This window comes from Hahella ganghwensis DSM 17046 (assembly GCF_000376785.1).
Taxonomy (GTDB): domain Bacteria; phylum Pseudomonadota; class Gammaproteobacteria; order Pseudomonadales; family Oleiphilaceae; genus Hahella; species Hahella ganghwensis.
The window spans coordinates 52,499-65,068 of sequence record NZ_AQXX01000139.1 but is presented as its reverse complement, the minus strand read 5'-3'; the positions used below and the strand labels follow the sequence as shown (position 1 = coordinate 65,068).

Here is a 12,570-nt window from a genome sequence, read left to right as displayed (position 1 = left end):
CCGGCCCTTGACAATCAAGACTTCCATTGAGCCAATAGACAATCCACGGTTGCAGCAAGCCTGATAGAGTCTTCGGGGGTATATACTGGGCTTTTTGTCTGCCCGGATAACAGGCATTCATTGACATGTGTCGCTTCAAAGTGCCACCCATTGCCCGGAAAATCGAAAGAATACCATTCCGCTTCTTCCCCTTCCCTGTAATACCTCAGCGACCTGGCTGCAAACCAGTGGCTGGGGAATTCAATATAACCTTTACTGCCACTGATTACCGCAGTATTGGGCAAATATCGGTCGATTGAAGCGGTCAGACTGGAGGTTCTTCCCTCCTCATGTTCAAGCCAGATGTCTTCATAAAGATCGACTCCCGTTGCACCTGTCTCAACCCGGGATTGAACTTTCTTAACATCCCCCAGCATCAGTAGCGACAGAAACAGCGGGTAAATTCCCACATCCAGCAAAGCTCCACCACCAAGCGCGGGATTCAGGAGTCGGTGCGAGTCAGGGACGTCAGCCGCAAACCCGAAATTGGCCTGCACACTTTTCACTTCACCTATTCGCCCTTGTCGAACCATATCCACCGCCTCAGCAATGGCGGGGTTAAATCGGCTCCATAATGCTTCCATCAGGAAAACGCCAGCCTTGTCGGCAGCTTCGTAGAGAGCTTCCGTCTCCTGCAGTGTCAACGTCATGGGCTTTTCACAGAGAACGGGAATTCCGGCCCTGATCGCTGTCATCGCGGCGTCATAATGATGGCTGTGAGGGCTGGCAATATAGACAATATCCACCTGCCCCTTCTCCAGCATATTGTCCAGTGAGGAATAGGCATATTCCAGGCCAAACTCCCCGGCAAAACTTTCAGCGTCTTTCTGCTGGCGGGAACAAACAGCCTTTAATATTCCCCCTTGGCTATACTGAAAGTCTTCCACAAACTGGCGAGCCATGTTGCCGGTCGACAATATCCCCCATCGAATCGCACTCATTGCAGTCTCCTGGTCAAACAGCATTAATAGCTGTCCAGCATAACCGAGGAGACGATGCCTTAACAGGTTATCCTTGCATAGGAGCAGTGGCGCTTATATCTAACGACTCTATTATCTGGCGTGAATACAGGTTCACCACAAAGTTAACGTTGTTTTCGTTGTAATTCATATACGAGCTGCGAATAAAGTTCCATTTGATCTGAGCCTTCTTCAGCAGGGTATTGGTGGCTGTATCTACGTAATCTGTATTGATGAGCAGTCCAAGGTTACGGTCAAACTCTCCGGCCAGAATATCAAGAGTCTCTTCGGGGTCTTCCCCCTGAAACACCTGACTGATATTGGAGGTACTGCGGGCCGAGTATTTCGTCATCATGACAGCCATGGTAAAGGCGGAATGCCTGGTTCTGATAATCACATCCGGCAATTTGATCTGCTTTTGATCTATCACCAGTTGGTAAAGGCGTCCAAGCGCGGTGCCAACATCGACATTCAGTTGCGCGAGTTGAAACACAAGCTGCAACTCGTGATATCCGAGTGTTTTAAGGTCATTGATATTTTGTGACAACAAAGATTTGTATTTAACCCAGTGTTCCTGGGTTTGGCTAAGTGTCGCCAGATATTCCGGGGAGTCATGCCCTGCTGAAAGTCGCTTGATCAACGAATCTATAGCGTTCTCTCCTGCGGCCATTCCCTCCAGTAAATGTTTGTCGCCCACATTGGCGCTGAAATTATAGTAGTCGGTCAACAGCAGATAGGTCTGAAGACGGGCCTGATGAATTTTCTGAAGCAACTCCTCACCACTTTGAGCGGCCAGGCTGTTGACGGAAATCAAAACTCCGGAAGAGAACAGTAGAAAACAGAAAACGCGGGATATCCAGCGCTGAAGATAGCGGTTGAAAGTGCAGTACATGGCGGTCTCTCATTCGTCTTTTATTTTTATTGCTCGACTGATCGATAAGGCAGAAGGCCTCTTGAGCCATTCTGCCTGTACAAAGCATAACCGGACTTACAACACTAACCAGAGCCGAAATGTAATACAGTGTAATATTTCAAATATTCAGTGCAGATTACCGGCTTTGAGACACCATATATTCAACGGCTGATCTGAGCTGCGCGTCCGGCAACCCCGGGTTCCCTCCCCGGGCTGGCATCACACCTGTAGATCCCGAGTATCCTTGAGTTGCATGCTCGATTAACACTGGCAATCCTTGCGCGATTCTGGGCTGCCACTGCTTTTGGTTTCCAATCATAGGCGCGCCACCAAGCCCCTGCTGGTGACATACCCTGCAGTTGGCTTCCCACACTGCCTTGCCAGTTTCGGAGATTTCCTCATTACCACGGCATCCGCTAGTAACGACAAAAGCCAGGATAAGCAGAAGTTTCACGCTTCCTTTCCGACCTCTGAGCCTGGAGCTCATGCAATCCTCCTTATCCAATCTAAATATCACGACCCGAGTGGCACCCGGATAACCACGCCGCCCATCACATCACCGACTTTGAAGTCGCTCCGCGGTGTGTCCTTATGTTCGTTGTGACAGGAAGCACATACGGGAGCGACGGCAATATCCGGATATACCGCCGTAAAATACTTTTGCCCGCCCAGTTCTTCCTCGCTGTAATAGTTTTCTCCTGGGTTATCAGAGATAAACTTCAAACCAGTTTTTTCCACTTCTGTTACCGGAGCATTCTGTTTATTGATCGGCCACAGTGACTGCAGTGAATAACTGAACTCATCTGTCTTGCTTGCCACCATTTCTGCACCGAAGCGGAACATTTGCGCTGGTAGCGGCAGGGCTTTTTCATCCATAAAATGCTCGCTGGCCTTAATGACTTTCTCATCCTTGGCCAGACGATTGACCACTTGTTTCGTGTATACCGCACGGTCAGATTCCATAACTTTGTGTAGTGCATCCGTAAACTGTTGCGGTGATATTCCTTCTGGCTCGCTTTCACAGCCACTGAGAATCATTCCGGAGGCAACAGTCAGTCCAAATGTTGTAGCCTTCATCATTCCAGAAATTGTGGTTACCGGTTTCAGTTGTTTCATGTGTTTATCCTCTCACCTTTTTAGCATTAACCCGACAGGAGCTGCCGAAAGAGAATCCACGCTCTGCGTTTTATTACCGGCCTTCTGACGAGGCCGTGTTTGGAAGTGGTGGTTGCGCGCCCGATCTATGAAAACATCTATGGCAACCGCCTATATTTGATGTCCGTCCTTTTTCCTGGCTACCAGCCCTACCGCTCTGTCGCCCATTCGATACTTTTCACATGTACCGAGGGCTGACCATTAAAGTTGCTCCTGATCAGTTCAGGATCAGCCAAGGCATCAAGGACAAAGGGAAAACCGTGACAATCCATACATACTGAACGAATCATTTTCTCGTTAGGGCGCAGGTTGTCATTCTGGTTGTGCATCACCTGTACAGCTTTGGCTTCCAGCTCAGAACCTTCCGGCTTGCTCCTTTGCAACCTGGCCCCCTCCAATCTGGGCATGTGACAGGTAGCGCAAGTCACTCCGGTTCCTGGATTTCCCTGTCCCGCCACTTCAAGCTCATGCAATAAGGCGTGGGGGGACGCCTGATAGTTCAGAGAGTGCTCATCGTTATGACACCCCAAACAACTTTCCACAGCCGCTTTTTGGGCATCAAACCGATGTGCCCCGTGACAGGTTGTGCATGAGAGTTCAGTGTCAATGGACTCAAGCTTGAACGGAAGCCGCCCCATGGCTGGGGTCATAGGTGACAAAGGTAATTCATCACTCACTGCCAACCGCATCCCATGCTTACCCTGCATAAAGGTTTCTGCTTCCATCTGATGGCAGGTTTGACAGGCACTCAGGCCCGGTTTCTCCACCCAGTCATCAGCATCCTTCCCCTGGTGACATCCCTGGCAACTGATCCCCGCCTGGGCATGAGCCGTTTGCAACCAGTCATCCAGAATCGCCGAGGAAACATCCAAAGATGCAGGATGATCCGCACCGGCCTGGGTCATAGGTTCGACAAAGCCTTGTTCTGCGATGACTTGCTCAAGCAGGTTACGTGCGGGTTGGTGAGGATTTACACCAAGCGCCGGCTGATCGGCATGCTTGACCAGAAAGTCCTCATACAGGGCCTTATTATCGTGGTAGTTATGACAACCTGAATTCAGACAATCGGTAAACGGCACGTTTTCATGGGTAGGACGTTCTTCTGCAATATCTTCATGACAGTAGAAGCAGAAGTCTTCGGGCAGCGTCACCCCCATGGCATGGGTTTCGTCTTTGCGATGTTCAATGTGACAAGTTGCACAATAACGAGCATCGAGTAGGTCAACACGGGCAGCATTGCGCGGATCAGTGAATTTGGATTTCGGATGACTGTCTTCTGCCAGAGCCAACTCCGCACCATGGCAACTGGTACAGGCCTCCTGTATCAGCTCGACACCACCAAAGGGCGCCACATGACAGCTGTTACAGGCCAGCTCAATCTGGTGATGGCCGTCAGTCGTCTCACCAATCAGGTACCGCGCATTCTGATCTTTGGCAAATAGACTCCAGCCCCAAAAAACACTGAGCAGAATACTGACGCCCCCCCAACTCAACCACTTCATTCTGCTATCTCATTCTGCATCAACAAGATCTCCGGCCGCCGACCTGTCAAAAGTAATAAACACTGAGAATGTGTAAGCCGAGCAATACCGGTAACGGCCACAGCACGACAATATGCAGCCAATACATCCATGCTCTGACCCGCTCCCCCAGTTGCCTCCCCATCCGGTGCTGCCAGGCAATCACATAGGTCGTTAAGGCTCCCAGGGCAGCGGCAGCCAGAAAGTCCATCATCAGCCATCGGTTCAGATTGTGTCCCAAGGCGATGCCGGTATGGATAAGCAATGCAAACAGCGCCAGAACCCCCAATATCACATGAGCCAAACGCCAGTAATCGAAAGCTCCTCGCGCACCTTTACCAACCGAAAAAAAGCGGACCCGTTTGCGTAGCGACAGGGCCAACCCCACAAGAACCAATCCCAACAAAGTAAAGCCGGATATTTGTTTATACAGGCTGTCACGCCATAGAAAATCAGGAGGCCACAAGTTCTGCACAGAATCCTTGACTCCGATTGCAGGAGCCACTGTAAGCAGCGTAGTCAAAATCAAAGCCGCGATCCCCCAGGCTGTATGGGAAGGCCCAGCTTTAATGGGATCAGCCTTGCGAGGGGCTCCAATCAGTTCAGCCAGTAAAGGTTTACAACTGCCGCATACCGTAGATGCGCCTGTACAGGCTGCCAACGCTTCAATCGTGGTAGCTCCGCCGTCTATGGTTGAGCTCAACGTTCCTCTGGGAACCGCCATGCACTGGCAGACCAGGGCATCCGCCGGCCACTCACTGACCTGTCGACTCTCCTCTTGCTTCCAAAGCAGACCGGTACGTCGAAATGCCAATCTCTGCCAGGGCCATAAATAACGCTGGGTGGTTACGGCTTCCAGAAGGCGATTCTTTTCCTGCCACTCCCCAACGGCAATAACCGCCAAGAGACGACCATCCCGCATAATAATCTTGCGATAATGCTGCTGATCACTGAAAACCAGCTCATTGACTCTGGTCTGCCCTTCCAGTTGCTCCCATGAACCAATACTGGTAACTGCCAGACCAGCCACCTTCAGTTGACTGGCCATCATAGAGCCCCGATACAAGGCACCTTCGTCACAGATATGAGCCGCCGCCACCGCCGCCTGTTCCAAACCCGGAGCTACCAGCCCGTATACATGGCCGTTATGTTCAGCACACTCGCCGACGGCATAAATATCAGGATCAGAAGTCAGCATGGCATCATCGACACGAATACCGCGACCGACTTTAATCCATGCAGACCTGGCTAATTCAACGTTAGGAACGATACCGGCTGCCAACAATACGCTATCGCAGGGGATCTCGGTTCCGTTTCGCAACAGGATGGAGGAAACTTCGGTGTCCCCACGGATTTCTGCCAGTCCACTTCCCAGCCGTACCCGAATCCCCAACAAACGCAGATAATCGCTGACACGCTCCCCACCCCGCTGATCCAACTGACGGTTCATGACGTGTGAAGCCTGCTGTATGACTTCAACTTCAGTACCATCTCTGGCCATCGCCTTGGCAGCTTCCAGGCCGAGCAAACCTCCACCGATCACCAGCAGCTTTCTGACTCTGGCCCGTCTCGCCAGCAAAGCCTCGGTATCACTCAAAGAGCGCAGGGAATACACCCCTTTGAGCTGAACTCCGGGAACACTTGGTATATAGGCGCTCGATCCCAGAGCCAGGACCAGCTTGTGGTATGAATGCCGGCGCCCATACTGATCTGTGATCTGCCGCAATGCCGGATCAATCGCTACCACCCTACACTGACTGACGTGAACTACTCTGCTCATGGATCTTGCTGAGAGGCGCAGATCAATATCGCTTAAACGAATGTCTCCTGCCAGAAGGCTCGAAAGTCGAACCCGGTTATACGGCTCCCAGCGCTCCTCACCAAACAGCCAAACCGGCCGCTTCAGTTGATGGCGAAGCAACTCTTCCACACAGCGCAGTCCAGACGGCCCTGCCCCTACCACTATGACGGGAGCAAGATCTGACTCACTCAACAGCTCTGATCTCTCCACATGGGCGACTGATTCTGGCATGGCAGCGATATCGCTGTGCATGAATGGAAACTCCACAGATTCGTTATCGATAAGTCACAGACTTTGATCAGCGATGGAGCAAAGTACTTGCCAATCTTTGTAACTAACTATTTTGTTTACAGATTTCGAATCAATCTCTCAAGATGCACGCATCTGGTGCGCGTCAAATCCATAGTTCGCACCATGACCTGCCCTAATTTGGTATTTGATTTACCAGTTAAAGCATCAAAATGAACCATCGTCTGGTACAACATTCCAATAAAGCGGCGCAGAAACCGGTCTTAAGAAAAGTGGTGTGGTGTGGTGTAAAAACTGTATTAAGGCAGGTGGAAAAGCGCCGGATCAGAAAGATCCGGCGCAGGAAGAACAGAACAAATTAGACAGATACCGGCTCAGCAGTCTTGAGCCCCATGGTATTCAGGGTTCGTTTGCGAACCGTTTCGGCCAGCTCGGCATCATCAATGAGGGAACGCCCATATGAGGGTACCATTTCCTTCATTTTTGCTTGCCACTCCTCAGAATTCAGTCGATCTGCAAAGCAGTTTTCGATGATATTCACCATCGTCATTGCCGCTGTGGAAGCACCGGGAGAAGCCCCTAGCAAGGCAGCCAGTGAGCCGTCTTTGGAGGAAACCACTTCGGTTCCGAACTCGAGCTTACCGCCTTCCTCTTCGCACTTCTTAATGATCTGCACCCGTTGACCGGCGACCGCCAGATCCCAGTCACTATCTTTGGCTTCCGGATAGAAGTTTCGAAGTGAGTTGACCCTTGCTTTGTGGGACTGGAAAACTTCCTTGATCAGATAACGGGTCAGATCCAGGTTGTCCATACCTGCGGACCAGATTGGGCCAAAGTTATCTCCCTTAAAGGAAGACGGCAGGTCAAACACAGAACCTTCTTTCAGGAAACGTGTCGTGAAACCGGCGAATGGGCCAAACAGCAAAGCCGGTTTGCCATTGATGATTCGGGTATCCAGATGCGGTACAGACATTGGCGGAGCCCCGATGGGTGCCTTTCCGTAGACCTTGGCATAATGCTGCCGAACGATCTCCGGCTTCTGGCATACAAGCCACTGTCCACTGACCGGAAATCCTCCGTAGCCCTCTCCTTCAGGAATGCCGGATTTCTGCAGTAACGGCAGTGCACCACCACCGGCACCAAGAAAAACAAACTTGGCATTGATATGAAGATTGTCTTTGGAATTACGGTTTTTCACCCGCACATTCCAACGACCGTTCGGCTGCTGGGTCAAAGATTCTACTGAATGAGACAGCATCACTTCATAATCAGGAAGGGTTTCAAGATGCTTGACCATGTTGCGGGTCAGAGAACCGAAGTCCACATCCGAGCCATATTCCACCCGGGTGGCGGCGACCTTCTCCATGGGATCACGATTATTCATCACCAATGGAATCCACTGCTTCAGGACCTCAGGGTCTTCAGAGTATTCCATATCTTTGAACAAGTGATGCTGATGCATCAGTTCGTAACGTTGCCGTAAAAATTGGATGGCATCATCACCCCACACAAAGCTCAGGTGTGGCGCGCGATTAATAAATTCTGTTGGCGTCGGCAAAGCACCATTTTCTACCAAATAGGACCAGAATTGCAGGGACACTTCGAAAGCAGCATTAATGGCAATGGCTTTGGATATATCAATAGTGCCGTCGGGCTTACGAGGCGTATAGTTCAGCTCACAATAGGCGGCATGCCCTGTGCCGGCATTATTCCAGCCATCCGTACTTTCGTGGGCGACATGGTCAAGCCGTTCGACCATGATGATTTTCAGGGACGGGTCCAGGTGTTTGAGCATCATTCCCAGAGTCGTGCTCATGACACCGGCGCCGACAAGTAGTACATCAGCAGATTTTACGGTCATTTTGTATTGCCTTTCACGAGAATCAGTTAGCTGAGGTTCATGTTTGGAACCCCAACGATAGACCTGTGTCATAGTAGTATCTGACTCAGGCTGCCTGCCGACTCATAACGGTTAGGTCTTGAGCCGCTCGAGATTGAGCCTGTTCACACAAGGTCGATAGCCCCTGTTGTAACGGTTATTTCGTCACAACCCCCTGGCTGGGAGTATAGTCACGCCAGCATAGACAATCGAATCGCGTAAACAGCCCACAGGTTCCGGATCATCTGTCCACCCGGCGGGTAATAATTGTGTCACCCGGGCCAGTTCTTGTGGCCCTCCATCGAAATTGGCCCGCGCATTATACTTATATCTAATGCTGAATCCTAATTACCTTACGTTTATTACGTCTAGACAGACGGCTGTGGAGGGTGCTAAGAGAAGATCAGGAAGGAAGCGGGCAGGCGTCAGTGCTGCCCGGCATTGCATGAACTAAGGGATATTTTGTTACCTGTCACCAACTTACGACCACATCGTCCACCTGGATATTGATACGAGTCGGGTCAAGACTGAGGTTACCGCTGGCCAGTTCCGGCTGGACCAGTCCCACCTGCAAAGCCAGTTTCATGTCGGCAAGATGAGTCCCCTGGAACCGGGTGCCATCGTATAGTTGACGGGAGCGGTAAATCTGGAAGCGATCTCCGGGCCGGATGCCGGAATTGGCACCAGCCTCAAACAGGACATTGCGCCCTTCGACCCGAGTGATTCTGGTCATAAACGGCTGGCATGACAGGTTACTCTCGATATCTGACGCCATCTGGTGAAGTAAATTGGCCACTTTTTTGCCGTATTCCAACTCGCGGAATTCAGCAGAAAGGAGCGATCTGGTCTGCCCCGGATCTGCGTCCCATTCGCCCATTGTGCTGTAACGCTGTTCAAACATGATTGCACCACTAAAGCCGTCATGTATAAACAGGTCCACAACAAAGGCCCGCTCCAGATCACTTAGGGTCAACCAACGGCTGACATTCTTGACGATGGAACGCTCATAGGCATCGGGGCTACGTACAGACAGGTCTCGCACCACCCCTGAAACGACAAACTGCACACCAAGTTTGCGTGCCTCGTCTACCGCTTTGGTCAGCGTACGCTGTTCCGTCTCATGGGTAGGCGCATTCACCAGTTCGTGATACAGCTGGATATGGCTGGCCTGACTGACCAGAAGCCGCGGAGAGTTGACCAGCATGCCATTCAGAGCCGTGGGCAATTCCCTTTCGATGTTGTATAGCCCTCCAATGTCGGCCTGCGTCTGATCCTCCATGGCAAAGCCAAGCAAGGCCACATGGCGTCGGTACTTATTGGTCTCCATGCCTTCGCAAAGCTCGGATTTTCTGGCCTGCATATCCAGGTCCAATGTTAGCTGCAAGGTATCATCGAATATTTCTTCAGACACCGGCACAATTCTGCGGGCGTAGGAATCACTACTGACTTTGATGGTGGACTCTGTCAGAAGTCCCTGCTCCACCGTATCCTGACTGGAGATAGAAGCACCGAATTGTAGTGATGCCTGCCTGATCGCATCTTTTTGCGCTTCCTTACGCGCAGTGGCAACGTCACCACCGCGAACCACCGCCTCACCGGTGACTCGAACCCACTCGGCATCAGCCATCGCAGCGAACAACATCATCATCGTTGCCAGAACGATACCACCGCGATTTCGTTTTTTAGTCAGCATCATATGGCAATCCCGTTCAACCGTTTTTTCCTGATCAGCCCGCTATTTCTGATCTGATTTGTCGCCATCTTCAGACCCAGGCTGACTACCGATGTAGTACATGCTACCGGAGGTTGTAGAAGGCGATTCCATGCTGGCATGTATTTCCGGGTCACCCTGCGGCAAAGGCATACGGCATTCTTCGGTATAACGGAAGTAATTAACATTCGTCAGGCATTGGCGAAATCTGGGGGCGAGCACGACCTCCAGAACGGTCTCAAATCCGCCGCCCTTCATCTCAGAAACACTGATCACCCGGGCACCACGAATCACGCTGTCCACCATGGTCTTGTACTCATCATGTTGCAAAACCAGCGCCTGTACCGATGATGAGCCATATATCACCGTGCCATAAATCCGCTCAGCCAGAGCCCGATAGGCATCCAATTTGGAAGCCCGCATTGCCAGCAAACGCATCCTCTGGGATTTCGCATGTTTTGGGTCTTCATAGGTGCCATAACCAGACACCCGGACAACAATTGGATCATAGTTCTGAGCGGCAGCTTGTTGCCCCGTGGAACTGACCGAGTTACATGCCCCCAGCAACACTGCCACTACCATCAACACCAGCCAGTTGAAACAAGACTTGATACCTGACGGTAGAAGATTACTCGTTCGAACTGCCTGGAGGCTGTTTTTTGAATTCATCACAAGCATTTACCTCTGGTTATTGCCAGTCGCGCCCGAATCGGTCGCACCTTTATTCCGGGGAGCTTCATGACCTGCCTGATCACACGGAAAATCAAAAGCCATGACCTTTTTAGTGAACACACTCCGGCATAACTTTGCCGCTATTGTCCGATTTTATACTTGCGAGAAGATAATGAAATTTCCATGCCATAACCTTCTATAACCTTGAGGGCTTCCGACAACCCGAGTAATCTACCCGGTCCTGTATGGGAATGTGGGCAAGGAAGAAGTAGAGGGAAAGGTATAGGAAAATGATAAGGGTAAGGGTAAGGGTAAGGGTAAGGGTAAGAACAGTATGCAACGATATCTGGTAGGTGGTGCAGTCAGAGACCAGCTTCTCGGAATTAAGAGCAAAGATCGCGATTGGGTGGTTGTTGGCTCGACCCCTGAAGAAATGCTTGCCAAGGGATATCAGCAGGTAGGGGCCGATTTTCCTGTCTTTCTGCACCCTGAAACCAAAGAAGAACACGCCCTGGCCAGAACTGAACGCAAAAGCGGACGCGGCTATACCGGATTTATCTGCGATTTTGCACCGGACATTACACTTGAGGAGGACCTGAAAAGACGGGACCTCACCATCAATGCCATTGCCATGACGGAATCTGGTGAACTCGTTGATCCATACCACGGTGCCGTTGACCTGAAAAACGGCATTCTCCGGCATGTGTCCGAAGCCTTCGAGGAAGACCCCCTGCGGGTACTGAGAGTCGCACGATTCGCCGCGAGATTTCATCATTTGGGATTTCAGGTCGCCGAGGAAACCCGCAACCTGATGTCTGCAATCGCCGCGTCCGGAGAACTGGAAAGCCTCACTGCTGAGCGGGTCTGGCAGGAAACCCAGCGCGCACTGGGAGAAAAAGCACCATGGATTTTCATCCGGGTCTTACGGGACTGCCGGGCACTATGCCCACTGCTCCCGGAAATCGACAGGCTTTTTGGTGTTCCCCAGGTGGAAAAATATCATCCGGAAGTGGATACCGGCATTCATGTACTCCTATGCCTGGAACAAGCCGTTAAGCTGGAGACAGACACCGATACACGCTTTGCCGTGTTATGTCATGACGTTGGCAAGGGGCTGACACCTGAAGACGTCCTGCCACAACATATCAATCATGAAAAAGCGGGGTTACCCGCAATCAAGCAACTTTGCGAAAGGCTGAAAACTCCCAAGTCAGCCAAAGAACTGGCCTTGCTTGTTGCAGAATTCCATACCCACTGTCACAAAGCGTTGGAGCTGCGTCCCGGTTCTGTGGTAAAGCTACTGGATCGTTGTGACGCCTGGCGTCGACCGGAACGCTTCGAGAATTTCCTATTGGCCTGTGAGGCAGATGCACGTGGCAGAACAGGGTTAGAAAGTTGCCCTTATCCTCAGGTACAGTTTCTCAGAGAGGCATTGGTCGTGTGCCGCGAGATCAGTCCCAAAGAACTGGTTGCCAAAGGATTTCAGGGGACCAAACTCAGACAGCAGCTGGATCGTCTTCGCATCGAGGCGGTCAAGCAAATAGACAGGCAGTCCTTTGCGTAAAGGAATGCCTGTGACCACGCTTACTGACAGATTTTACTGACATAGCTTTCTGACATAGTTTTCTGACAGAGCTACCGGGTCTGTTATCAGGCCCATAAAAAACCATCT

The 12,570-nt window shown here is 51.2% G+C and carries 10 protein-coding genes; 1 reads left to right on the top strand and 9 read right to left on the bottom strand.

Going from position 1 to position 12,570, the window contains the following annotated elements:
* Nucleotides 1-14: 14 nt before the first annotated feature.
* The 9 genes from F566_RS34195 to F566_RS34190 form a co-directional block, all read right to left on the bottom strand.
* Entirely contained in the window at nt 15-980 is a 966-nt protein-coding gene (locus F566_RS34195; protein WP_033416954.1) for a Gfo/Idh/MocA family protein, read from the bottom strand.
* Nucleotides 981-1,047: 67 nt separating this feature from the next.
* The gene (locus F566_RS0126350; RefSeq protein ID WP_020410040.1) at nt 1,048-1,890 is read right to left on the bottom strand and encodes a hypothetical protein; all 843 of its coding nucleotides are present in this window, start codon (nt 1,888-1,890) and stop codon (nt 1,048-1,050) included.
* Between the two features lie 157 nt (nt 1,891-2,047).
* Nucleotides 2,048-2,365, bottom strand: a complete 318-nt coding sequence (locus F566_RS0126345; RefSeq protein WP_026180331.1) for a c-type cytochrome — start codon at nt 2,363-2,365, stop codon at nt 2,048-2,050.
* A gap of 59 nt (nt 2,366-2,424) precedes the next feature.
* Nucleotides 2,425-3,027: a Tll0287-like domain-containing protein gene (locus F566_RS0126340; RefSeq protein WP_020410038.1), complete on the bottom strand. Its 603-nt coding sequence runs from the start codon at nt 3,025-3,027 to the stop codon at nt 2,425-2,427.
* 188 nt (nt 3,028-3,215) lie between these two features.
* A complete protein-coding gene (locus F566_RS0126335) occupies nt 3,216-4,568 on the bottom strand; it encodes a cytochrome c3 family protein (protein ID WP_020410037.1) in 1,353 nt (450 codons plus the stop codon).
* Between the two features lie 46 nt (nt 4,569-4,614).
* A complete protein-coding gene (locus tag F566_RS0126330) occupies nt 4,615-6,639 on the bottom strand; it encodes an FAD-dependent oxidoreductase (RefSeq protein WP_026180329.1) in 2,025 nt (674 codons plus the stop codon).
* A 355-nt stretch (nt 6,640-6,994) separates the two neighbouring features.
* Nucleotides 6,995-8,497: a malate dehydrogenase (quinone) gene (gene mqo / locus F566_RS0126325; RefSeq protein ID WP_026180328.1), complete on the bottom strand. Its 1,503-nt coding sequence runs from the start codon at nt 8,495-8,497 to the stop codon at nt 6,995-6,997.
* A 490-nt stretch (nt 8,498-8,987) separates the two neighbouring features.
* On the bottom strand, nt 8,988-10,211 hold the full coding sequence (locus tag F566_RS0126320; protein WP_157497110.1) for a flagella assembly protein FlgT: 1,224 nt from the start codon (nt 10,209-10,211) through the stop codon (nt 8,988-8,990).
* Nucleotides 10,212-10,250: 39 nt separating this feature from the next.
* On the bottom strand, nt 10,251-10,895 hold the full coding sequence (locus F566_RS34190; protein WP_245555314.1) for an LPP20 family lipoprotein: 645 nt from the start codon (nt 10,893-10,895) through the stop codon (nt 10,251-10,253).
* Nucleotides 10,896-11,232: 337 nt separating this feature from the next.
* Here F566_RS34190 and F566_RS0126310 point away from each other — a divergent pair, with 337 nt between their 5' ends.
* Nucleotides 11,233-12,462: a multifunctional CCA addition/repair protein gene (locus F566_RS0126310; protein WP_020410033.1), complete on the top strand. Its 1,230-nt coding sequence runs from the start codon at nt 11,233-11,235 to the stop codon at nt 12,460-12,462.
* Nucleotides 12,463-12,570: the final 108 nt, after the last annotated feature.

Excerpts from the sequence above, each read along its gene's own strand:
- F566_RS0126330 (WP_026180329.1), bottom strand. The coding sequence starts at position 6,639 with ATGCACAGCGATATCGCTGCCATGCCAGAATCAGTCGCCCATGTGGAG.
- mqo (WP_026180328.1), bottom strand. The coding sequence starts at position 8,497 with ATGACCGTAAAATCTGCTGATGTACTACTTGTCGGCGCCGGTGTCATG.
- F566_RS0126310 (WP_020410033.1), top strand. The coding sequence starts at position 11,233 with ATGCAACGATATCTGGTAGGTGGTGCAGTCAGAGACCAGCTTCTCGGA.
- F566_RS0126340 (WP_020410038.1), bottom strand. The coding sequence starts at position 3,027 with ATGAAACAACTGAAACCGGTAACCACAATTTCTGGAATGATGAAGGCT.
- F566_RS0126350 (WP_020410040.1), bottom strand. The coding sequence starts at position 1,890 with ATGTACTGCACTTTCAACCGCTATCTTCAGCGCTGGATATCCCGCGTT.
- F566_RS34190 (WP_245555314.1), bottom strand. The coding sequence starts at position 10,895 with ATGAATTCAAAAAACAGCCTCCAGGCAGTTCGAACGAGTAATCTTCTA.
- F566_RS0126335 (WP_020410037.1), bottom strand. The coding sequence starts at position 4,568 with ATGAAGTGGTTGAGTTGGGGGGGCGTCAGTATTCTGCTCAGTGTTTTT.
- F566_RS0126320 (WP_157497110.1), bottom strand. The coding sequence starts at position 10,211 with ATGATGCTGACTAAAAAACGAAATCGCGGTGGTATCGTTCTGGCAACG.
- F566_RS34195 (WP_033416954.1), bottom strand. The coding sequence starts at position 980 with ATGAGTGCGATTCGATGGGGGATATTGTCGACCGGCAACATGGCTCGC.